At 73.9% G+C, this 22516-nt stretch carries 14 protein-coding genes and 16 pseudogenes; 5 read left to right on the top strand and 25 right to left on the bottom strand.

Going from position 1 to position 22516, the window contains the following annotated elements:
* Position 1: 1 nt before the first annotated feature.
* From UK94_RS41500 to UK94_RS05990, 21 genes and pseudogenes are all read right to left on the bottom strand, one after another.
* Positions 2–156, bottom strand: a pseudogene (locus UK94_RS41500) (thioesterase); the annotation flags it as partial.
* 1 nt (position 157) lies between these two features.
* Positions 158–775 (bottom strand): alpha/beta fold hydrolase (locus tag UK94_RS06040; protein WP_235486675.1); only part of this gene is annotated, 618 nt, incomplete at its 3' end.
* A gap of 362 nt (positions 776–1137) precedes the next feature.
* Positions 1138–1798: pseudogene (locus UK94_RS41495) on the bottom strand (MFS transporter); the annotation flags it as partial.
* A 38-nt stretch (positions 1799–1836) separates the two neighbouring features.
* On the bottom strand, positions 1837–2421 hold a 585-nt coding region (locus UK94_RS41485), incomplete at its 3' end, for an MFS transporter (RefSeq protein ID WP_268761218.1).
* Positions 2422–2920: 499 nt separating this feature from the next.
* On the bottom strand, positions 2921–4357 hold the full coding sequence (locus UK94_RS06030) for an FAD-linked oxidase C-terminal domain-containing protein (protein ID WP_157734137.1): 1437 nt from the start codon (positions 4355–4357) through the stop codon (positions 2921–2923).
* On the bottom strand, positions 4354–6297 hold the full coding sequence (locus UK94_RS06025) for a rhodanese-like domain-containing protein (RefSeq protein ID WP_055749037.1): 1944 nt from the start codon (positions 6295–6297) through the stop codon (positions 4354–4356). Before UK94_RS06025 ends, UK94_RS06030 begins: the two co-directional genes overlap by 4 nt.
* Positions 6294–6868, bottom strand: a pseudogene (locus tag UK94_RS41480) (ATP-binding cassette domain-containing protein); the annotation flags it as partial. The pseudogene UK94_RS41480 and the gene UK94_RS06025, both read right to left, overlap by 4 nt.
* A 1-nt stretch (position 6869) precedes the next feature.
* The coding region (locus tag UK94_RS41475; protein ID WP_235486673.1) for an ATP-binding cassette domain-containing protein at positions 6870–8039 on the bottom strand (1170 nt) is incomplete at its 3' end.
* Positions 8036–8188 (bottom strand): annotated as a pseudogene (locus UK94_RS41470) (ABC transporter permease); the annotation flags it as partial. The pseudogene UK94_RS41470 and the gene UK94_RS41475, both read right to left, overlap by 4 nt.
* A 1-nt stretch (position 8189) precedes the next feature.
* Positions 8190–8556 (bottom strand): annotated as a pseudogene (locus UK94_RS41465) (ABC transporter permease); the annotation flags it as partial.
* Between the two features lie 582 nt (positions 8557–9138).
* Positions 9139–9248 (bottom strand): annotated as a pseudogene (locus UK94_RS41455) (ABC transporter permease); the annotation flags it as partial.
* 1 nt (position 9249) lies between these two features.
* A pseudogene (locus tag UK94_RS41450) lies at positions 9250–9507 on the bottom strand (ABC transporter permease subunit); the annotation flags it as partial.
* A 1-nt stretch (position 9508) separates the two neighbouring features.
* A pseudogene (locus tag UK94_RS41445) lies at positions 9509–9684 on the bottom strand (ABC transporter permease); the annotation flags it as partial.
* Between the two features lie 81 nt (positions 9685–9765).
* Positions 9766–10089: ABC transporter permease (locus tag UK94_RS41440; RefSeq protein ID WP_235486671.1), on the bottom strand; the 324-nt coding region annotated here is incomplete at its 3' end.
* A 69-nt stretch (positions 10090–10158) separates the two neighbouring features.
* Positions 10159–11394 (bottom strand): annotated as a pseudogene (locus UK94_RS06005) (ABC transporter substrate-binding protein); the annotation flags it as partial.
* A gap of 1 nt (position 11395) precedes the next feature.
* Positions 11396–11835 (bottom strand): ABC transporter substrate-binding protein (locus UK94_RS41435; protein ID WP_235486669.1); only part of this gene is annotated, 440 nt, incomplete at its 3' end.
* 100 nt (positions 11836–11935) lie between these two features.
* Positions 11936–12489: pseudogene (locus UK94_RS41430) on the bottom strand (acyl-CoA dehydrogenase family protein); the annotation flags it as partial.
* A 1-nt stretch (position 12490) separates the two neighbouring features.
* On the bottom strand, positions 12491–13189 hold a 699-nt coding region (locus UK94_RS41425; protein WP_235486667.1), incomplete at its 3' end, for an acyl-CoA dehydrogenase family protein.
* Positions 13186–13607, bottom strand: a pseudogene (locus UK94_RS41420) (LLM class flavin-dependent oxidoreductase); the annotation flags it as partial. The gene UK94_RS41425 and the pseudogene UK94_RS41420, both read right to left, overlap by 4 nt.
* A 1-nt stretch (position 13608) precedes the next feature.
* Positions 13609–14358: LLM class flavin-dependent oxidoreductase (locus UK94_RS41415; RefSeq protein ID WP_235486666.1), on the bottom strand; the 750-nt coding region annotated here is incomplete at its 3' end.
* Between the two features lie 125 nt (positions 14359–14483).
* Positions 14484–15290: lysophospholipase (locus UK94_RS05990; protein ID WP_235486664.1), on the bottom strand; the 807-nt coding region annotated here is incomplete at its 3' end.
* Positions 15291–16103: 813 nt separating this feature from the next.
* Between UK94_RS05990 and UK94_RS05985 the strand changes: the two are divergent.
* The 5 genes and pseudogenes from UK94_RS05985 to UK94_RS05975 form a co-directional block, all read left to right on the top strand.
* Positions 16104–16666: pseudogene (locus UK94_RS05985) on the top strand (LysR family transcriptional regulator); the annotation flags it as partial.
* A gap of 1 nt (position 16667) precedes the next feature.
* A partial coding sequence (locus tag UK94_RS41410; protein WP_235486662.1) for a LysR substrate-binding domain-containing protein occupies positions 16668–16958 on the top strand: 291 nt, incomplete at its 5' end.
* Positions 16959–17126: 168 nt separating this feature from the next.
* Positions 17127–17404, top strand: a pseudogene (locus tag UK94_RS41405) (diguanylate phosphodiesterase); the annotation flags it as partial.
* Between the two features lies 1 nt (position 17405).
* Positions 17406–18536 (top strand): EAL domain-containing protein (locus tag UK94_RS05980; protein WP_235486660.1); only part of this gene is annotated, 1131 nt, incomplete at its 5' end.
* A pseudogene (locus tag UK94_RS05975) lies at positions 18523–18727 on the top strand (helix-turn-helix domain-containing protein); the annotation flags it as partial. The gene UK94_RS05980 and the pseudogene UK94_RS05975, both read left to right, overlap by 14 nt.
* Before the next feature lie 166 nt (positions 18728–18893).
* Here the strand turns inward: UK94_RS05975 and UK94_RS41400 are convergent.
* From UK94_RS41400 to UK94_RS05965, 4 genes and pseudogenes are all read right to left on the bottom strand, one after another.
* Entirely contained in the window at positions 18894–19241 is a 348-nt protein-coding gene (locus UK94_RS41400) for a DUF4398 domain-containing protein (RefSeq protein WP_235486789.1), read from the bottom strand.
* Positions 19242–19667: 426 nt separating this feature from the next.
* A pseudogene (locus UK94_RS41395) lies at positions 19668–19925 on the bottom strand (hypothetical protein); the annotation flags it as partial.
* A 152-nt stretch (positions 19926–20077) separates the two neighbouring features.
* Positions 20078–20771 (bottom strand): annotated as a pseudogene (locus UK94_RS41390) (CoA transferase); the annotation flags it as partial.
* A gap of 1 nt (position 20772) precedes the next feature.
* Positions 20773–22486: CoA transferase (locus tag UK94_RS05965; protein WP_235486787.1), on the bottom strand; the 1714-nt coding region annotated here is incomplete at its 3' end.
* Positions 22487–22516 lie beyond the last annotated feature (30 nt).

Raw genomic sequence — 22516 nt, 5'->3', positions numbered from 1 at the left:
CTCAGGGCGTCGGCTGGGCGCCGCGCGCGGCGGCGAGGCCCGCCGTCACCGCCTCCACCACGGCGCCCTGCTGGTCGGACAGGTAGAAGTGGCCCCCGGGGAACACCTTCACCTCGAACGGCCCGGTGGTGTGCCGGCGCCAGAGCTCGGCCTCGGNCTGCGTCACCCTCGGATCGGAATCCCCCACCATCGCGACGACGGCCGTGCTGATCACCGCGTCGTCCGGCGCGGAATACGTCTCGATCGCCTGATAGTCGGCCCGGGTCGGCGGCAGCACCATCTCGACGAGTTCCGGATCGGCGAGAACCCGCGGATCGGTCCCGCCGAGCTCACGCATCTCCCGGAGAAAACCCGCGTCGTCGCGGCGGTGGACGTCCTCGAACCGTGTGGTCGACGGGGCGCGGCGCCCGGAGGCGAACAGCACGAACGGTGCCGGCCCGCCCGCCGCCGCCAGCCGGCGGATGACCTCGAAGCCGACGATCGCCCCCATGCTGTGCCCGAAGAAGGCCAGGGGCCGGTCGGTGAGCGGGGTGAGGACCTCGGCGATCCGGTCGGCGAGCGGCGCGATGGCCGTGTGCGCCGGCTCCGTCCGCCGGTCCTGCCGTCCCGGATACTGCACCGCCTGGACCTCGGCGACCGACGACAACGCCTTCGAGATCGCCAGATAGGTGCTTGCCGCCCCGCCCGCGTGCGGGAAACACACCAGCCGCGGGGCGTCGGGCGGACCCGGATGAAACCGCCGCAGCCACCGGTCGACCTCAGCCGACACGGTCATCACCGCATGCCATTCCCCGGTGCCGCATGACAGATCTGCGACGCGATTGTTTCACCCCGACCAAGGGAGCTGCCATGTTTTCACCGTATACTGCGTGCGCCCGCCGGCGGGGCGGGCTGAGTGTTTGAGCACACTGTCCGTGGGATTGTCGACATCGGCGATTCGGCGCCACTGTGAACGCCGCGACGGCGCCGGCGACGAGATCGTCGCGCGGGGTCTTTCCCTCGCCTGCGACATTCTTCCCGCACGTCCTCGATCGAACGCTCCTGGCGGTGGCGGGCGACGGCGGCACCGAGGCTCGCCGATCGGCTGAGATCAGCGCCGTCGCCCCCAGGTCCCGGCCAGGCGACTGACCGGCGCGGTCAGGAACCGCCGACGGCCGGTTGGACCGGAGGCTGCTCGGCCGCCTCCCGCGGCGACGCTGCGGAAGGCGGCACAGCGGGAGGCGACGCAGCCAGGGGCGACGCGGCGGACGCGGAGGCCCATCCGCGGTTGGCCGCCCAGGCGGCGACCGCGGCAGCGGCGGAGGCGAGGCCGCCGACGTAGAAGCCGGCGCGGGCGCTGTGGTGCTCGGCGAGCCAGCCGACTCCCAGGCTGCCCAGCGGCGTCGTCCCCTGCAGGATGAGGCTGTAGAGGGCCATCACCCGGCCCCGGTAGCTCGGGTCGCTGCCGAGCTGGATGCGGTGGTTGGCCGCCTGGGCGAAGTAGAGGCTCGCGAAGCCGGTCAACGCCAGCAGGCCGATCGTCGCCGGGTAGGTCGGCGAGGCGCCCGTCGCCGCCTCCAGCAGGCCGAACGCGAACGCCGAGACGATCACCATCATGGCCGACGGACGGCTGCGGCGGCCGGTTGTGAGCAGCGCGGCGAGCAGCGAACCGGCGGCCAGCCCGGTGGTGAGCAGGCCGAAGGCGGCGGCGTCGGCGTGGAAGACGGTGCGCGCCAGCAGCGGCACGGTGAGCTGGAAGTTCATCCCGACCAACCCGACGGTGGCCACCAGGCCCAGCACGACGACCAGGTCGGCGCGGNCGAGCACGTAGCGCAGCCCGTCGACGATGCGGGGGGNGACCGCGGGGCGAGCGTGGCGGTGGATCTCCGCCGGGCGCATCAGGCGCAGGCCGGCGACGGTCGCCAGGTAGCTTCCGGCGTTGATCGCCATCGCCGGGCCGGAGCCGAAACCGGCGATGAGCGGGCCCGCGGCGGCCGGGCCGACGACCCGGGCGATGTTGAAGTAGCCGGCGCTGAGAGCGGAGGCGTTGGGCAACAGCTCGGGGCCGACCAGTTCGCTGACGAACGCCATCCGGGTCGGCGTCTCGATGGCGTTGACCAGGCCGATCGCCAGCGCGAACGCGCAGATGTGCCACAGCCGCGCCGAGCCGGTGAACACGAGCAGCGACAGCGCCAGGGCGAGCAGGCCGGCGACCAGGTTCGCGCCGGTGAGCAGCAGGCGTTTGTCGTGCCGGTCGGCGAGCCGGCCGCCGTAAAGGGTGAGCAGCAGCATCGGGGTGAACTGCAGCGCCGTCACGAGGCCGAGCGCCGTCCCCGGATGGTCGCTCAACGACAGCACCAGCCAGTCCTGAGCGGTGAACATCATCCAGGTGCCGGTGACGGACAGCACCTGCCCGGCGGCGAAGAGCCGGAAGTTGTACACCCNCAGCGACCGGAAGACGCCGTCGATGATCCACTCCTCGCTCGCCGTCGCAGCTCCAGCACCACCGCGCCCCACNATCGTCGCGAACTGTGGCGCGCGGCGCGCCCGATTCCCCGGTGCGGGCGGCCTTGGCGCCGGGGCGCGCCGGTACGCGCATTGCGGTGCCTTGTGCGCGCGGTTCGCGGGGCCAGACCGTGCAGCACGCACCGCAATCAGGCCCTGCCCTTGCTTCGAGCGGCTTCGCAGCGGGGGCTGGTGGGACTATCGCCAGCCAGTCTCCACACTGTGCGTGATCGGGGGGATACGAAAATACTTCAACTCGAACCCAACGCTAATGATCTTGGTGTTCCGCGGAACCGCGCCGCGCCGCCGGACGAGCGAGCCCGCCGTCCGCGACGACCCTGACGTCCATCATCACGCTGTGTCCCCGCGTCCACGTTTCGACAGGTCCGGATCANGCGGCGCAGACGAGCCGTCGGCACACAGTCGGATACGCGGCCTACAGGGCGCGGCCGGGGTTGAGGATGCCGGTGGGGTCGAAGACCCGGCGCACCTGGCGTTGCAGGTCGTGGCTGCGGCTGCCGAGTTCGCTGGCCAGCCAGCGCCGTTTGAGCACCCCGACGCCGTGTTCGCCGGTGACCGTGCCGCCGAGCTCCAGCGCGAGGGCGAAGATCTGCTCGGCGGCCGCCCACGCCCGGGGCGGGATCTCCGGCTCGGCCGGGTCGACGACGATGATCGGGTGCAGGTTGCCGTCGGCGGCGTGCGCCAGGGTGAAGATCTCCACCCCGGTGGCGGCGCCGATCTCGGTGACGCGGGCGGCGGCCTGCGCCAGCCGCCCGCGCGGCACGGCGATGTCCTCGATGAGCACCCGCCCGAGCCGTTCCAGGGCGGGCAGGGCGGCGCGGCGGGCGGCGAGCAGCGTCTCGGCGGTCGCCGCGTCGGCGGAGCGGCGCACCAGCCTGGCCCGGGTAGCGAGGACCGCCTCGGCGGCGTCGGCCTCCTCGGCGGCGCCGGACCCGTCGGTCTGGACGAGCAGGAACACCTCCCCGTGGGTCGCCAGGTCGCTGCCGGTGGCGGCGTCGACGGCCCGCACGGTGCGGGCGTCGAGCAGCTCGGCGACGGCGGGGACGATCCCGGCGGCACCCAGCGCGGTGACCGCGTCGACGGCGGCGGCGACGGTGTCGAAGAACGCGGCGAGGGTGACGGTGGCCCGCGGCAGCGGGCGCAGCCGCACGGTCGCGCCGACGACGACGCCGAGGGTGCCCTCGGAGCCGACGAACAGGCCGGTCAGGTCGTAGCCGGCGACGCCCTTGACGGTGCGCCGCCCGGTGCTGATCAGCTCGCCGTCGGCGAGGACGACGTCGAGGCCCAGCACCGACTCGCGGGTCACGCCGTACTTGGCGCAGCGCAGCCCGCCGGCGTTGGTGGCGATGTTCCCGCCGATCGTGGAGATCGCCGCGCTCGCCGGGTCCGGCGCGTAGCACAGGCCGGCCTCGCGGGCGGCGGCGTCGAGATCGGCGGTGACCACGCCCGGTTCGACGACGGCGACGGCGTCGTCGACGGACAGCTCGCGGATGCGGTTCATCCCGGCCAGGTCCAGCACGACGCCACCCGGCACGGCCGCGGCGCCCCCGGCGAGGCCCGTGCCGGCGCCGCGCACCGTCACCGGCACCCCGCGGGCGACGGCGACCCGCAGCACCGCCTGCACGTCGGCGACCTCGCGGGCGAACGCCACCCCGAGCGGGCGGCCGTCGGGGATCCAGCCCGAGCGGTCGAGGCGGTGCGCGTCGACGACCGCCGGGTCCGTGCTCCACCGGCCGACGGGCAGCGCGACGGCGAAGGCGTCCGCGCGGATCACGTCCGCGTCCACCGGCCCGGCGGCGCGGGCCCGCGGCGCGATCCCGGCCGCGGACGGGCGGGGCGGGGTGGCGGTCACCGCGGACCGGTGGCGACCGGCCGGGCGGGGTCGGACGACCACGCCGACCAGGAACCCGGGAACAGTGCCGCGTCGAACCCGGCGACGGCGAGGGCGGCGATCTCATGCGAGGCCGTGACCCCCGACCCGCAGTACACCCCGATCGGCGCCTGGGCGTCGCCGCCGCCGCCGGCCGAGGCGCCGAGGGCGAGGAAGCGGGCGCGCAGCTCCGCGGCGGGCAGGAACCGGCCGGCGGCGTCGAGGTTGTCCCCCGTCGACGCGCTGACCGCCCCCGGGATGTGGCCGGCCCGCGGGTCGACCGGCTCCACCTCGCCGCGGTAGCGCTCGGGCGCGCGGGCGTCGAGCAGGATCCCCTCGCGGGCCACCGCGGCAGCGGTGTCGGCGTCGAGGACGGGCAGGTGCCCGGCTTCGAGCACGATGTCCCCGGGCAACGGGATGATCTCGCCGGTCTCGATCGGCAGGCCGGCGTCGCGCCAGGCGCCGAGCGCCCCGTCGAGGATGCGCACGTCGGCGACGCCGGCCCAGCGCAGCAGCCACCACGCCCGGGCGGCGGACAGCCCGCCGTTGTCGTCGTAGACGACGACCGGGCGCCCGGCGGTCAGCCCCCAGGAGCGGGCGGCCCGCTGCAGGTCGGCGAGCGCGGGCAGCGGGTGGCGTCCGGCGGTGCCGCCGGGGGCGGCGGCGAGCTCGGTGTCGAGGTCGACGTAGACGGCACCCGGCAGGTGACCCTCGCGGTAGTGGTCGTGGCCGTGCGGGTCGCCGAGCGCCCAGCGGACGTCGAGCAGCAGCGGCGCCAGCGCCGAGCCCAGCTCGTCGTGCAGCGCCTTGGCATCGACGAGCACCTCGCCGCCGGGCTGCCGACCGCCGGGCTGCCGACCGCCGGGCTGGCGGGCCGCCGCGGAGCCGCGCGTTCCGCGGCCCGAGGCGAGCAACTCGGCGAGGTCGGCGTCGCCGAGGCCGCCCGGCGGGGTACCGAGACGGGCGGCGACGGCGATGCGCCGCTGCACGCCCGCGTTCACCGGGGCGGTCAGGCCGTGCAGCCGGGCCAGCAGGACGATCTCCCCGTTGAGGAAGTCCGACTCGACCGAGCCGCCGCGGGCCAGGCTCTGCCAGGTGGAGCTGCCCTGGCGCGGGAAGCCGGGGATGTCGTGGATGGCGAGCTGGGTGTGGTCGAACCCGCCGTCCTGGCGCAGGTCGGCGATGTCGATGCCGGCGGCGTCGAACGCCCGGCGGGCCTCGGCGACGAGCTCGGCGGAGGCGGCGTCGCGCCGGGGGCTCGGCGGGTAGAGCGCGTCGAGGTTGTAGGCGAGGTTGCCCAGCAGCTTGCCGGCCTTCCAGCGGCCGATGTCGTCGACGATCCGCACGGCGCTCGCCCCGCGGCGCAGGTCGGCGGCGATCGCCTCGACGACCGGGTCGCCGACGCCGCCGCCGGGCGCGCGGCCCAGCAGGAACCCGGCGACCAGCGGCGCCGCCGGGGAGATCACCTCGCCCGGGCGCAGGTGCGACGACGGGCTGAGCACCATCGCGTCGATGACGACGGCGAAGCGGCGCAGCGCGGTGCGGGCGTTCTCGATGCCGTTCTGCAGCAGCACGACGGGCAGCGACTCGGCGGCCGTGCTGCGCCCGCCGTCGACCGGCTGCCAGGCCCAGGCGGCGAGCAGGGCCTCGGAGTCCTGCGACTTGGTGGCGAGCACGAGGACGTCGCCGGAGCGCAGCTCCACCTCGTCCGGCCCGCCGGCGACCGCCAGGTCCACCCGCCGTTCGTCGGCCGGGCCGCCTTCGGTGGCCGGGGGGCGGATGTAGCGCAGCCCGCCGGCACGCAGCGCGGCGAGGTTGGCGCCCCGCGCGACGACGACGACGTCGATGCCGGCGAGGTTCAGCTCCGCGGCGATGGTCGCGCCGACCGCGCCGGCTCCGATGACAACGTACCGGCGGCTCATCGCCCCGTTCCCCTCTGTCGTGTCTGGTGGGACGCCGCGGCCGGGGCGGCGGCGGCGAGCTCGGCGGCGAACCGCTGGCCGGGGACCGCGCCGAGCAGTTCGCGGGTGTGCTCCTCGGCCGGGGCTGTGAGGATCTTCTCGGCCGGGCCGCTCTCGACGATCCGCCCGGCCCGCAGCACCGCGACGTGGTGGGCGAGCTGGGCGACGACCGCGAGGTCGTGGGAGATGAACAGGTAGCCGACGCCGAGGTCGGCCTGCAACCGCAGCAGCAGGGTGAGGATCTGCTCCTGCACGGACACGTCGAGCGCCGACACCGGCTCGTCGAGGAACACCAGCTCGGGTTCGAGGGCGAGCGCCCGGGCGATCGCGACCCGCTGGCGCTGGCCGCCGGAGAGTTCCGCCGGCTTGCGGTCGGCGAACGCGGCCGGCAGGGCCACCTGGTCGAGCAGCTCGCGGACGCGGGCGGCGCGGCTGGCCCGGTCGCCGACCCGGAACGACACCAGCGGCTCGGCGATGCTCTGCGCGACGGTGAACCGCGGGTCCAGCGACGAGTAGGGGTTCTGGTGGACGANCTGGAAGCGCCGCCGCAGCGGGCGCAGCTGCGACCAGCCGGCGTCGGTGATGTCGACGCCGTCGAGGTGGACCCGGCCCTGGGTCGGCTTCTCCAGGCCCATCGCGATGCGCAGCGCGGTGGTCTTGCCGGAGCCGGACTCGCCGACGAGCCCGAGGGTCTGCCCGGCGCGCACCGACAGGGTGACGTCGTCGAGGGCCCGGAACGTCCGCTCGCCGCCGGCGGTGCGCGGCAGCCGGAAGTCCTTGCCGATCCCGTCCAGGCGCAGCACCTCGGGTGCCGGGGTGACGCCGGTGAAGTGGGGCACGACGCCGCCGGCGTGCGACAGCGCCGGGGCGGCGGCGATGAGGTGGCGGGTGTAGGGCTCCCGGGGCCGCAGCAGGATCGCCTCGGGCTCGCCCTGCTCGACGATCCGGCCGCGTTGCATGACCACGACCCGGTCGGCCCGGTCGGCGGCCACCCCGAGATCATGCGTGATGATCAGCAGCGACGCGCCGGTCTCGGTGACGAGGCCGCCGAGGTGGTCGAGGATGCGCCGCTGCACGGTGACGTCGAGCGCGCTGGTCGGCTCGTCGGCGACGATGAGCCGGGGATGCCCGGCGATCGCGATCGCGATGAGCACCCGCTGGCGCAGCCCGCCGGACAGCGCGCCCGGGTACTGCCGGGCGCGCACCGCCGGCTGGTCCACCCCGGCGCGCTCCAGCGCCTCGATCACCTCCGCGTGGACGAGGCGCTTGTCGACGCCGCGGCGGCGCACCACCTCGGCGATCTGCCCGCCGATGCGCATCGTCGGGTTGAGCCCGACCATCGGGTCCTGCGGGACGAGCCCGACGACGTTGCCGCGAAACGTGCGCAGCACCCGGTCGGGGGCGCCGGTGACGTCGGTGCCGGCGATGCGGATGCGGCCGGCGGTGATCACCCCGCTCGACGGCAGCAGCCCGAGGATCGCGTTCGCCGTGGTCGTCTTGCCGGAGCCGGACTCGCCGACGACGGCCACCGTCTCGCCGGGGGCGATCGTGAGGTCGACGTCCTCGACCGCCAGGGTCGTGCGTCCGCGCTGCCGGTAGCCGACGGACAGCCCGGCCAGCTCCACGATGGGGCCGGTGCCGGCGGGCGGGACGGGGCCGCCGGGCGGGACGGGGCCGTCGAGCGGCGTTGCCTCGGCGCTCATCGCTGCATCTCCTCGAGGGTGCGGGCGATGTGGTTGAGGCTGAACACGACCAGGCCGACGAACAGGCCGGGCAGCAACGACAGCCAGGGGCTGGTGATGAGGAAGTTGCGGCCGTTGGAAATCAGTGTGCCCCATTCCGCGGCGGGCGGNGGCGTGCCGAACCCGAGGAAGCTCAGAGAGGAGACGACCAGCACGGCCGTGCCGAAGTCGAGCACCGCGAGCACCGACACCGGGCCCCAGGAGTTCGGCAGGATGTGGCGCACCAGCACCCGGCCCCAGGAGGCGCCGCCGGTGCGCGCCGCCTCCACGTAGGGCTGTTCCTTCACCCGTAGCACCTCGGCCCGGGTGGTGCGGGCGAACGTCGGGGTGATGGTGGTTCCGACGGCGATCGCGATCGGCAGCAGGCCGAACCCGAGGGCGGTGACGATGACCAGCGCCATCAGCAGCATCGGGATCGCCAGCAGGATGTCGACGATCCGCATGAGCAGGCTGTCGACCCAGCCGCCGAAGAAGCCGGNGACGACGCCGATGGCCAGGCCCGCGACGATGGCGATGAGCACCGCGCCGCCGGTCGCCTTGATGGTCAGGGTGGAGCCGTGNAGGACCCGGCTGAACAGGTCCCGGCCGAGTTCGTCGGTGCCGAACAGGTGGTGCAGGCTCGGCCCCTTCAGCTTGTCGACCGGGGACGTCGCGGACGGCTTGTAGGAGGTGAACAGCCCCGGCGCCAGGCCCGACAGGATCACGAAGACGACGAACAGCGCGGCGAGGACGAACCCCGGCCGGCGCAGCAGCGGTCCGGCCGCCGCGAGCAGGTCGTGGCGTCGTCGCCGCCCCTGCCCGTCCGCCCCGGCATCGCCCGACGTCAGGGTCGCGGTGCCGACCGGCTCCGCGGTGCCGACCGGATCGGCGACGTCCGCCGGCACCGCGATGCCGGCCGGCGCGGTGGCGGGGCCGGGCTGGGCGATCCCGGCCGGGGTGAGGACCGGTGGTGCGGTCGTTGCCGACCCGGCGGCGCGGGCGACGGCGCCGCGCTGCTCCGGCGGNGCGACGAGGTCGGTGTTCGGAGAGAGGATCTTGTCGGGCATCGGTGCGGTCCCCCTCAGGCCGCCCGAGCCGCGCGGGCGACGCGCGGGTCGAGCAGCGAGTAGAGCAGGTCGACGAGCAGGCTGACCACGACGAACAGCGCCGCGGCGATCAGGACGATGGCCTNGACGACGGGCACGTCCTGGCCGAGCACCGCCTGCTGCGCGAGCTGGCCGATGCCGTTGCGGGAGAACACCACCTCGACGACGACCGAGTTGACCACGGTGTACCCGACGACCACGCCGAGCAGGGTCAACGCCGGCAGCGAGGCGTTGCGCAGCGCGTGGCGGACCTGGATCGTCCAGCGGGACAGGCCCTTGGCGCGGGCGGTGACGATGTAGGGCTCGCGCCAGGTGTCGCTGAGGCTGCGGGTGAGCAGTTGGGCNAGCATCGCGGCGCCCGGCAGGGCCAGGGTGATCGCCGGCAGGACCAGGGAACGCCAGCCGTGGGTGCCGGTCGCGGGCAGCCAGGTCAGCGAGAACGAGAAGATCTGGATGAGCAGCAGCCCGACGAAGAACTGCGGCAGCGAGACGCCGACGGCGGGCAGCCGGGCCAGCAGCATCCGCGCGGGGCGCCACTGGACGTAGGTGGCGAGGAAGGCGACGGAGGTGCCGAGCACCAGCATGATCACCACCGCGACGGNGCTGAGCAGGAGCGTCGAGGGCAGCCGGTCGGTGATGAGCCTGCCCACCGAGACGTTCTGCGTCAGCGACATCCCGAAGTCCAGGTGCAGCGCCCCCCACAGGTGGTGGAAGTACTGCACGAGGATCGGGTCGTCGAGGCCGTAGTGCGCCTTGAGGGCGTGCACCTGCGCCGCGGTGAGCTGGCTGACGTCGGAGCCGCTCGCCTCGAGCTGCAGGGTGATCGGGTCGCTGGGCAGGACGTTCAGGATGATGAAGGTGACGGTGTAGGCCGCCCAGAGCACGACGAGTGCCTGGGCGACCCTACCGGCGAGATAACGGGGCATGTGGGTACCGGTCCTACGGAGGCGGGTTCCGGTCCCACGGTGGTGGTTCCGGTGCTGGGTGCGGGGTCCTTACTTGGACAGCCAGATGTCGTTGGCGCGCAGGAAGCTCTCCGAGGTCCACGCGAAGCCGTGCACCTTGCCGGAGACGCCGGCGGTCTGCAGCCGGTCGAAGAGCGGGTAGGCCACCCCGTTGTCGATCAGGGCGTCCTGCAGGTCCTTGTAGGCGGCGGCGCGCTGGGTGGGGTCGGCCGTGGACAGCCCCTTGGCGAACAGTGCGCTGATCTTCGCCGCGGTCGCCGGGTCCTGGGAGTACTTCGCCGTGTACTGCTTGGACACGGCCTGGTCGAGCGACGAGCCGAGCACACTCGGGTCCGCCCGGGTCAGGTAGCCGCCGGCAAGGTCCCAGTCGCCGGAGTTGCCGGTCGGGGTGAGCTGCGCGGCCGTGACGACCTTGATCTGGTAGTCGATGCCGACCTTCTTGAGCTGGTCCTGGACGAGCTGGTCACCCGGGCCCGCCGCGTTGGTCAGGTAGGTCAGCGTCAGCTTCTTGCCGTCCTTGTGCCGGTAGCCGTCGGGCCCGAGGGCCCAGCCGGCCTGGTCGAGCAACTTCGCCGCCCCGGCGGGGTCGTGGACGAGCTTGGCGGACTCGTCCGTCGCGTACGGGGTGGTCGAGGTCACCGGGCTCTTCGCCACCGGGTAGTCGTCCCAGTACACGGTCTTGGCGTAGCTGGTCACGTCCAGCGCCTTGTACAGCGCCTTGCGGACCTGCAGGTCGGCCAGCGGCCGGCCGCCGGTGACGTTCGGGATCAGCAGCCCGATGATGCCGGGCAGGGCGCGGGTCTGGATGCTGGCGCCGGAGGCCTTGATGACCTGCTGGTCGGCGGAGGTGATCGGCTGGCGCGGCCAGGCGATGTCGATCGTGCCGTTGGTCAGGCTGCCGACCCGGACGTTGTCCTCGGCGATGTAGCTGACGTCGATGCCGTCGAGGTACGCCGCGCCCTTGTTCGCGATCAGCGAGCTGGGCCAGGCGTAGCCGGCGCGCCTGGTGAGCTTCGCCGACTTGCCGGCCGAGTAGCTGTCGAGGGTGAACTCACCCGAGCCGACGACCTTGCCGGCGCAGCGCGCCTCCGGGGTCTCCTTGTAGGTCGCCGGCGACAGGATGGCCGTCGTCGTCGTCGAGGAGGCCTGCAGGAACGCGGCGTTGGGCGTGGCGAAGTCGACCTTGACGGTGTACGGGTCGACGACGGTGGTCGACTTGTAGCCGGCGAGGTAGGTCAGGCCGAGCGTCGACTTGGCGCCGAGGTCNTGCAGCCCGTCGTAGGCCGTCTTGACCGCGGTCGCGTCGAACTTGGTGCCGTCGCTGAACGTCACGTCCTTGCGCAGGTTGAACGTGTACGAGGTGGCGTCGGGGCTCACCGTCCAGCTCGTCGCGAGCCAGGGTACGATCTTGCCGGTCTTCGGGTCCTGGTCGGTCAGCGAGTCGGCGATGTTCCGGTCGATGCTGCGGGACTCGATCCAGTACACCTGGTTCGGGTCGATGCAGGCCTGGAAGTCCGACCAGAAGGCGATCTTCAGACGCCCGCCGGGAACGGGCTTGCCGTCCTGGGCGCCGCCGGCCGCGGAGGTGCCGGAACCGGAACCGGAGGAGCCGCCGCTCCCGCAGGCCGCGAGGGAGACGGCCGCGAGGACCGAGACGGCCGTAGCGGCCAGCCGTCTCGTCGTTCGATGACGGTGCGACGTGGACATGGTGATGGTGCTCCCCCTTGTGACGTTCCGCGACGTGCGGACGGGATGGACGGGATGGACGGGTTCCAGGCCCGGGGCCGGGAGGGTGGGGACGCGGCGGCTAGCCGGCGGCGGGCGCCGCGGCGGCGAGGACGCGCCGGCCCGCGATGAGCAGCGCGGTGTCCTCCTGCGGCGGGTGGACCCGGACGCAGTGGACGTCGCGCAGGTGGCGTTCGAGCGGGTTGCGCCGGGTCAGGCCGGGGTTGCCGATCGCGGCGACCGCGGTCTGCACGGCGGTGATCGCCGCCCGGGCGATGAGCGGCTTGGCGAGAACGGAGCGTTCCGCCGCCTCCGGCGCGCCCTGCTCGAAGCGGCGGGCCACCCCGAAGGCGATCTCCTCGGCGGCGACGAGCTGCGCCTCGATCTCGCCGGCGACCGTCTGGATCCGCTCGGTCGTGGCGATCGGGCGGCCCAGCGCCGTGGGGACCCGCTCGTTGGCGAAGCGCAGGAAGAACTCCTGCGCGGCCCGGGCCACCCCGATGTACAGGGCGGTCGCCCCGATCCCGACGGCGGCGAACCCGGCGTCCGGGGTCTGGGCGGAGGCGGGCAGCCCGCGGAAGTTCGCCGCCGGCACCTCGACGTCGCGGTAGATCACGTCGTGGGTGCTGCTCGCCCNCAGCCCGAAGTGGTCCCAGGTGCGGACGATCTCGATGCCGGGCGTGTAAGCGGGGATGATCACGTGCCCGAGCAGCGGGTCGTCCTCCTCGGTGGCGACCCACACCAGGTGGTAGCTCAGCCCCTCGGAGCTGGTCGCGAAGCCCTTGTGCCCGTTGACCACCCAGCCGTCGGCGGTCCGGCGGATCTTCGTCGCCGGCAGGCCGCCGCGGGCCGGGGCGCCGAGCTCCGGCTCGGCCCGGATCGCGTTGAGCAGCACCGGGCGCTCCAGCGAGTCGGCGACGACCGTGCGGTAGAGCTCGTCGGGCCAGAACGGGTCCCGGGCCTGCAGCACGTGCTGGAAGACGGTCATCGCGGAGACCAGCGCCACCGACGGGTCGCCCTTGCCGAGGGCCTCGAACACCCGGATGCTGTCGGTCGGGCTCAGTGCCCGCCCGCCGTAGCGCGGGTCGATGCCCAGGCGCAGCAGGCCCGCGTCGTGCACGGCCTGCACGCCCTTCCAGGGGAACGCCCCCGACCGGTCGTACTCCTCGGCGGTGGCGGCGAGCTGGGCGCCGACCCGGGCCAGCGCCTCGTCGGAGATGTCGACGTCGGGCAGCGGCGCCGCGGCCACGGCCTGTCCGGCCGGCGCGGCCTCGCCGCCCAGCACGGAGCCGGCTTCGGCGATCGACGGCGGGATCACGTCGGACGGGGCGGTCATGACGCCACCCGCGCCCCGGCCGCGCCGACGAGCTCTGGCTGGGGCAGCCCGGCGTCGAGTGGTACGACCTCGCCGCGACGGCCCGTCGCCTCCCGGTGGGCCAGCTCCTGGCGCACCAGCGGCAGGACGTAGCGTCCGTAGTCGACGACGTCGTTGAAGTTGTCGTACCCGCGGATCGAGACGAGTTCGGCGCCGAGGTCGACGTAGTCGAGGATCGCGGCGGCGACCGTCTCGGGCGTCCCGACCAGCGCGGTCGACGCACCGGCGGCGTTGGTCGCCTTGGCGGTGGCGGTCCACAGCGCGCGGTCGTGCACCTCGCCGCGGGCGGCGGCGGCCAGCAGCCGCTGGGAGCCGACGTTGGCCGGGGTGGCGTTGCCGCCCACCCGGAAGCCCTTGTGGACGATCCCGCCGTTGCCCTNCAGGACGCCGAGGATCTGGTGCGCCTTCTCCCAGGCGAGCTGTTCGGTCGGGGCGATGATCGGCCGGAAGGTGACCCAGATCCGCGGGGTGTCGCTGCGCCCGGCGAGGCGGGCCTGCTCGTACACCGCGTCGATCTGCTGCTTCGTCTCGGCCAGCGGTTCGCCCCAGAGCCCGAAGATGTCGCCCTTGGCGCCGCCGACCTGGTAGGCCTCGGCCGACGAGCCGCCCACCGACACCGGGATGGTGCCGTTGACCGGCCGGACCAGCGAGACGAAGTCCTCGAACGAGTAGTAGGTCCCGGCGTGGTCGAACGGGGTCGTCGAGGTCCACACCTTGCGCAGGATGTCGATGTACTCCGACTGCCGGGCGTACCGCTCGGTCTTGCTCAGCCGGTCACCCTCGCGGGCCTGCTCGCGGTCGTCGCCACCGGCGATGAAGTGCACGACGGCCCGCCCGCCGCTGAGCTGGTCCAGCGTGGCGAGCTGCTTGGCGGCGACCGTCGGGTACATCGTGTTGGGCCGCAGCGCCACGATGGGCCTGACCCGCTCGGTGTGCTGGGTGATCGCGGAGGCCAGGGTGAACGGGTCGTGGAACGACGAGCTGTAGGCCACGAGCGTGTAGTCGAAGCCGCCCTCGTCCAGCGCCCGCGCGTACCGCTTGAAGAACGGCAGGTCGATGTCGGTCTGCCCGAGCCGGTTGAGCTCGTTGGACTGGTTGATGTTGATCGCGCTGATGAACTCGACGGGCATCAGGGTCCTCCGGGAAGGCGGTCAGGCGCGGGGGCGGTGGGGGCAGGTCACGACCAGCGCGCGATGGCGGGCAGTTCGCTACCGAGCCGCAGGCGTTCGAGGAACAGCACGATGGCGGCGGCGGNGGTGCGGTGGGTGGCGTCGTTGAGGGCGTCGTGCCTGCCCCCGTCGATGGTGACCAGCTCGGCCCGGGGCGCCGCCGCGTACCGGGCGCGCGCCTGGCCGAGCGGGCTGACGAGGTCGGCCGTGCCGTGCAGACCCAGCACCGGCAGGTCCACCCGGCCCAGGTCGCCGTCGGCGAGCCAGGCCGGCGGGACGGGCGTGTCCAGGCCCCCGCGGCGCAGGTGCGGGTCGGCGCTGAGCCGGGCCTGGTGGGTCGGGCAGGCCGTGCGCGCCGCGAGCTCGGCCGCCCAGCGGCCCTCGCCCTCGCCGTCCTCATCCCCCGCCCCGGTCGCCCCTGTCCTGGTCGCCCCCGCCCCGGTTGCCCCTGTCCCGGTCCCCGTCGCCCCTGCCGCGATCGAGGTGGCGTCCGCCGGGGCGGCGGTGCCCGCCGAGGCGTCGGCATCGGCCGGCGGCAGGCCGACGAGCAGCAGCGCGTCGGCCTGCACGGTCCCCGTCGCGACGAGGGCGGCGACGAACGCGGCGCCGGCGTCGGAGCCCGCCAGGACGCGGGGCGCCGGCAGGTCGGGGTCGCTCAGCAGGGTGCGGATGTCCGCCGTCACCGCGTCCGCATCTGCGGTCGGATCCCCGACGACGCGCACGCGGTAGCCGTCGAACGCGATCCGGGTGCCGAACCGCTCGTAGACGCCGGGGTGCTCACCGCGCCCGACGACCAGAATGATCGTTCCGCGCGGGGCGACGGCGGGCGGGTTGTCCCACGCGGCAATGGTCGGGGCCGGCGCGGGGGCGGTGGAGAGCTGGGCGGAGGTCATCGAGGCGTCCTTCGTCCGGGAGTCGGGGACTCGGTCCGGTCAGGGGGTCCGGGCCGGGGTGCGGTGCGGGCACGGAGGGTAGGGGGCACGGAGGGTAGGGGGCACGGAGGGTGGGGGCCCGGCGGGTGGGGGCCCGGCGGTGCGGGCGCGCTGGGGGATGCGGGCACGGCGGAACCGGCGGGCGGTCGGCGCACGGGGCAGGCGCGCACGGCCGGCCGGCCGAGCACGAGGGCGCGGCGGCGGCGCAGACGTAGAGGGATGGACGGCGGGGCGGAGGCGGCCGAGCGGGAGGCGCCTGGCCTGGACGGTCTGCACAGCGCGGGTGGTGCACCGCGTGCACCGGAGGGCCGGACGAACTCAGCGGTCGTCGACGCCGTCGCGCCGTGCGAGGATCGGGACCTGACTGGTGGCCGGGGCGGCGCCACCCGTCGCGGCGGGCCGGCAGGCGGCGGTCGCAGCGGCGGACTGTCCGACCGGCCGGGGCGTCACCGTGCCGGCACCGTCAGGCGTGGCCGGGCCGGCGTCCGGGTCCGGCTGGCGCCGGCGGTGCGGGTCGCGTCAGCGGCAGCGGCAGCGACAACAGGACGAGGCGAGGATGCCGAAGTCGACCACCCGCCGGCGGGTCAACACCCGCTGGGGTAGCGGCACGGCGACGGCACAGCCGGCACGAGGGGCGTTGACCTGCCCGAACCGGGATGCACGCGACCTGCCGACCATGTCCATGAGGATGGTTGGTTTTCCTCGGGTTGTCCAACGCGGATCCGCGATCGCACCGATCAGGATTCGCGATCGGTTCGTGTTATGGTGCGCCCTGTGTCCTCAGTGCTCGACATAAACGCTTTGCGTAGCCTCATCTCGATCGCCGACAGCGGCGGTTTCCGGCGGGCGGCGGAGACCCTGTGCGTCTCGCAGTCCGCCGTGAGCCAGCACGTCCGGCGGCTGGAGAAGACGGTCGGGCGCCCGCTGGTCGAGCCGGACGGTCGGGCCACCCGCTTCACCCCCGACGGTGAGCTCCTGCTCGCCGCGGCGCGCCGGCTCCTCGCCCTGCACGACGGCACGCTCGAACAGCTCGGCGTCGGCGGCCCGGCCCGGCCGTCCACGATCACCGTCGGCGCCACCGAGCACGCCGCGGATCACCTGTTGCCCCTGTGGATGGAGGCGCTCACCGCCGGGTTCCCGGACGCGCGCGTGCAGTTCCGCCTCGATCGGGGGGCCCGCCTCACCGAGGCGCTCGACCAGGGCGCGGTCGACGTCGCCGTGCTCATCGGCTCGGCCCGCGCCGCCGTCTCCCGGCCCGCCGGCGCCCTGCCGCTGGCCTGGTACGCGGCCGAGGGTTGGACGCCGCCGCCACCGGACCGTCCACTGCCCCTGGTGGCNATCAACGATCCGTGCACGATCCGCAGCCAGGCGCTGAGCACCCTGGCACGGGTCGGCCGCACCGCCTGGGTGGTCGGCGAGGCCGGTCACCTCGCCGGAGTGCTGCAGGCCGCCCGGGCCGGCGTCGGGGTGGCGCTGCTCGCGGATGTCGGCCCGGTCCCACCCGGCCTGGTCCGCCGCGACGACCTGCCCCCGGTCACCCCCGAGCCGCTGCACATCCGCACCCGCCGGGGCGCGCCACCCCGGCTCGCCGAGCTCATCCGCGACACCGTCGTCGCCGCGCTGGCCTGAGACCAGGCCCCGGCTCCCGGCCCGGTCGCCGGCCCTTCCGTCGAGACCACCCTTCGGCACCACCCGCCGAGACCCCCGCCGAGACCCCCGTCGGGGCCAGCCGTCAGGGTCGCGCGTTGCGGTCGCGTCCGTTGGGGTCGTCCGGCATGACCGCACGTCACGGCGGGCATGCTCCCCGTGGAGGTGGTCCGGATGGTGCCCGCGCTGGCGTTGGCCGCCACGGGGACGGAGCTGTCCCAGCCGGACACGGTGGTCGCGGACCTGCTCGAGATCCTGCGCCGCCAGCTGCACATGGACCTCGCCGCGCTGGCCAGGGTCGAGGGCGGCCACCTGGTCCTCCAGGTGCTGTGCGGCGACGTCGCCGGGTTCGGCCTGCACGCGGGCGCGACGATCAGCCGCGGCGACTCCCTGCTCGGGCGGGTGCTGGCCGGCGAACTGCCCGCGATNGTCCCGGACACCCTGGCCGACCCGGTCCTCGCCGGCAGCCGCGACGTCCGGGACAGGGGCATCGGCTCCTACGCCTCGGCGCCGATCGTCGACGGCGAGGGCAGGGTGTACGGCCTGCTGTGCTGCGCGGGGCATCGGTCCCGATCGGTGAGCCCCGAGCGTGACGGGCGCTTCCTGCGGCTGCTGGCGGCGTTCCTCGGCGACACCGTCCTCGACCTGCACGAGATGTGGGCGCGGCGGCGCCGGGTGTGGCAGGAGGTCAGCGACCTCATCGACAGCGGCGGCCCACAGATCATCTATCAGCCGATCTTCCGGCTCGCCGACGAGCGCATCGTCGGCGTGGAGGCGCTGTCCCGGTTCCCGGGCGGGCGCCGCGGGGCGCAGCGCTGGTACGCCGACGCGGCCACCGTCGGGCTGAGCACCGAACTGGAACGGCTCGCGATCGGCCGGGCGCTCGCCGTCCTGCCCGTCCTGCCCGGTGATCTCACCCTGGCCGTCAACGCCTCCCCCACCACCATCTCCGCCGGCCTGCTGGACCTGCTTCCCGAGGCCGCGGCCGGCCGCATCATCGTGGAGATCACCGAGCACGAGCACATCGGAACCGACAAGCGCCTGCTGGGGGCCGTCGAGAAGCTGCGCACCCGGGGCGTGCGGATCGCCATCGACGACATCGGCACCGGCTATGCGGGCCTGGAGCAGCTCCTGCACCTGCGCCCGGACATCATCAAGCTCGACGGCGTCATCACCCGGGACATCGACACCGACGCCGCCCGCCGCGCCATCGCCACCGGCCTGGTCGAGGTCGCCGGTGAGATCGGGGGCAGCGTCGTCGCGGAGGGTATCGAGACCCCGGCCGAGCTGGCCACCGCGATGGCCGCGGGCATCCCCTACGGCCAGGGCTACCTGCTGGGCCATCCCGGCCCGCCCGCCGGAGCGGCCTGGCTGCGGCCCGACGGTCGGCGCTCCGCTGTCCCAGGCAGCCCCGCTGCCCCCGACAGCCCCGCTGTCCCAGGCAGCCCTGCTGTCCCTGGCAGCCTGCAGACACCGGCCGGCAAGACCGCCCACCGCGACCCGAGCGCGAACCGGCCGGACCGGCACGGCCCGCTATCGTCGGCCGATGCCCGTCGATGATCCCGAGCCCCGGCGTACCCAGCGGCAACGCCGCGCCAGCAGCCGCGAACTCATCCTCGACGCGGCGGTCCGGGGATTGTTCGAGGACGGTTACGCCCGGACGACCACCGTGGCGATCCAGACAAGGGCCGGCGTGTCCCGCGGCCGGCTGCTGCACCACTTCCCGTCCCGGGAGGACCTGCTGGTGGCGGNGGCCCAGCACCTGGCCGGCGAGCGCATCGAGGAGAGCGGCGCCCCACCTGACGAGATCGACGTGCTCTTCACCCACCTCCACGGAGAAGTCGCCGAGCCCGCCGAGTAGCGCTCCTTGCACGCCGTGAGCTTCCACAGNCAACGCCGCTCCAGTCGGAGGAGGCATCATTGCCGGCGGGTGGGCAGTGGTTGCAGTGATGGCCAGCGGGTAAGCACGTTTTCGCGCATGGCTGCGGCGAGCTGCCCCAATTCTTCCAGCTCGCCACCGTGAGCGGTCATCTGGCTGACGATTCCGAGGCGGTGGGTGAGCCGTTGGCGCGCCGTCGCCGTGCCCCAACGCCAGTCACGGCGCGCAATCCTGGCCAGATGGTCAAGGGTTTCGCGCTTCGCCCTCTCGACCAGTGCATCACCTCGTAGCAGCCAGCCGGCACACGCGTCGGTGAGATCGTCTGGAACATCACGTCCGGTCTGCTGGCGCCAGGCCGCACGGTAGGCGACTTCCGCCTCTTTCAGCAGCGGCCGCGGCGGCGCGGTGACACACCAGCAGGTCGGGAATCCGATGCNCAGGTAGGCAAGTTCGGTGAGCCCGTCGCCCAGCGCCGCCTGTTCGAAATCGACGAACCTGACACCGCTGCTGGTGTGCAGGTCGTTACCCGGGCACGGGTCGCCGTGCAGCAGGGCACTGCCCGGTGAACGGGCCAGGCGGCTCACGAGGTCGTCCAGCTCGGNGCGTACTCCGCGAGGCGCGGCGACGCCGAGCGCGTGGGCCAGCCGGAGGAAGGAGTCGACGTCGTTGCGGGTCGGGCCGCCGGACCAGGCCGGCAGAACACCCGTGTCCTCGACTCCCGTGGAAGCGTGGAGCCGAGCCAGCGCCTCGGCGTAGGCGACCACCCAGTCCTCCCGCGGCCGCTGATGGTCCAGGTATTCCAGAACCAGGANCCGCTGGTCCGGATCGGTCCCGAGGAGCCTCGGCGCCACGGGCGGGTCCACGCGAGACGCCAGCGTCAGCGCGGCCACCTCCCGGGCATATCTCTCGGCGCCCCCCGGCCCGTCGATGAGCTGCTTGACCACCGCAGGTGTGCCGGACAGTTCCACCCGCCACACGCGGGATCGCGGACTGCTACCCAGCCGGCGGGCCCGCCGAGGTGAACCCACCTCGGCCCACAACCTCTCCCCCAGCGGCAACGGCACCCACATGGCTCCTATCCTGACGAGTCGGCCTGGCACGCATCACCAGACGCCCGACGACCACGGCACCCGAACACCGGCCACGCAGTCGTCACCCCAGACATGTCGTAACCCCAGTTCCGCGGCCGGCGCCTCCTCCGGTCGAACCGACCAGGGCGGGGTCAGCGGGTTGCGCCGGCTATTCGACCGTCGGCGGACAGCAGCTCGGCTGTTTCGGCGTCGGTGCGGCCGAGTGTTTCCCGGAGGATCTGTTCGGTGTGTTCGCCGAGCAGCGGGGCGGGGATGTCGGGGGGGTCGGGCAGTCGGTCGGAAACGACGGGTGCGTTCTCCAGGTAGAAGGTCTGTCTGATACGCGGATGTCCGGACAGCCGGAAGACGCCACGCTGGGCGTAGTAGGGGAACGAGGGCAGTTCGGAGACGCGCAGCATCGCGCCGGCGGGTATGCCGGCCGCCTGGAGCCGGGTCATGGCCTCGACGGCGCCGTGCTGGGCGAGCCAGTCGGTGAGGGCGGCGTCGATCCGATCTCGGGCGCCGGCGCGTCCGTACGCGCTGGTGAGGGCGGGTTCGGTGGCGAGGTCGGGGCGGTCGAGGACGCGGCACAGAGCCTGCCAGTCGCCGTCGCCGCGGACGGTGACGACGCACCAGTCGTCGTCGCCTGCGGTGGGAAAAACCCCCCAGGGCGCATCCGGTTCGGTGGGCCCTTCGACCTCGACGCCGGCGCGGAGGAGGGCTTTGTCGGCGACGGTCGCGGCGGCGTGGCCGAGCATGACCTCGGTCTGGCTGACGCTCACCGTTCCGCCGATTCCGGTGCGGCGCCGGCGGATCAGCAGCGCGAGGACGCCGGCGATGCCGATGNGGGCGGCGACGTGGTCCGGGTAGACGGTGAGTGCGTCGGAGAATCCGTCCGGTTCGCCGGGGTAGCGCCACTGCGCGGTCAGGCCGGCGCAGGCGCGGACCAGCGGTCCGTAGCCGAGCCGGCGGCTCCACGGTCCGGTGGAACCGAACGCCGAGCTGTCCACGACGATGACGGCCGGGTTGGTGCTGCGCAGGACGTCGTAGCCGAGTCCGAGGGATTCCAGGGTGCCGGGACGGTAGTTGGTGAGCACGACGTCGGTGTCGGCAACCAGTCGCCGGAACAGGTCCTTGCCTCGTGGTGAACGCAGGTCGAGGCCGAGGCTGCGCTTGTTGCGGTGGCCGGCGGCAAAGGTCACCGTCATGACACTGCCGTCGCGGGCCTGGCGGCTGCCGTCGGGAAAGGCGTCGTTCTCGACCTTGATGACGTCGGCGCCCTGGTCGGCAAGCAGACGCCCCTGCTCGGCGCCGACGACGATGACACCGAGGTCGAGGACACGCAGTCCGGCCAGCGGCCGACGGCCGGGATCGACGGAACCGTCCCGTGGGTCCGGGCCCGGAGCCGGGTCCGGACCTGGGCCTGGGCCTGGGATCGGTCGGTCGCCCCAGCCCTGCGCCGCCGGCGAGGAGTCCGGGGGGAGCGTGGGCGCCGGGCCTCGGACTCCGGCGCGGTGACCGTCCAGTTCCAGCACGCCGTTCGGGAAGGGTGCCGCCATCCCCGGAGCGAGTTCGACCGGGCTGAAGGCGCCTCGGGCGCGGACCTGCTCGGATTCCAGCGCCTCGTCCAGGTCGAGAACGGCGGCGGTGGGGACGCCGTGGTGCTGGCCGGCCTGTTCGAGTTCCGCTCGCGTCTTGTCGGCGAAGAAGCGTGCTATCGCCGGCAGCAGGGTGGTGGAGGCGAAGCGGGTGGACAGCTTGTCGTAGGAGGGGTCGGCGAACTCCGCGGGGCGTCCCATCCACGCGAACATGGCGCGCCACTGCCGCGGGGCGAGAATGCACAGGCGGACGAACCCGTCGGCGCAGGGAATGATCGGGTACTGGTGGCGGGCCTCGGGGCGGCCCCGGGGAAGCTTGCTGGCGGGTACTCCGGCGGTGGCGCTGCCGGCGATGCCGTAGCCGGGATCGAGTGCGGCGACCGCGCCGTCGAGGACGGCGAAGTCGAGGTGGTCGCCCAGACCGGTGCGCAGGCGTTCGAGGTAGGCGAGGAGCACCACGAACACCGCCTGCGCCGCGGCGCAGTCGTAGGGCAGGTCGCCGGGCGGCAGCAGCGGCGCGCGCCCGGGGATGCCCGAGCGCGACAGCTCGCCGGACAAGGCGTGGAACACCGGGCCGGTGGCCTGCCAGCCGGCCTGGGGACCGGTCCGGCCGAACGGCGTGGCGGACAGGACGACCAGGGACGGGTGCTCCCGCCGGATGCCCTCGACGTCCAGCGTCGTCGCCTCCGGGCCGGACGGCGGCGTGCTCTCCAGCAGGATGTCGGCGTCGGCGAGCAGTGCGGTGAACCTCTCCCGGTCGGCGGGCTGGGCGAGGTCGAGCGACACGGCGCGTTTGCCGAGGTTGGCGGCGGCGAAGGCCAACGAGACCCCGCCGACCCGGCGACCGGTGCGGCGGTCGGCGGCGCCGCCGGGCGGCTCGACGCGCAGGACGTCGGCGCCCCATTCGGCGAGATGACGGCCGATCGCCGCCAGCGGCCCGGTGGTCAGATCGAGGACCCGCACGCCGGTCAGGGGCAGGTCGAGCGGTTCGCC

Origin of the sequence: Frankia sp. AvcI1 (genome assembly GCF_001420875.1) — a bacterium.
GTDB classification, from domain to species: Bacteria; Actinomycetota; Actinomycetes; order Frankiales; family Frankiaceae; genus Frankia; species Frankia alni.
This window is presented reverse-complemented; position numbering and strand designations above follow the sequence as displayed.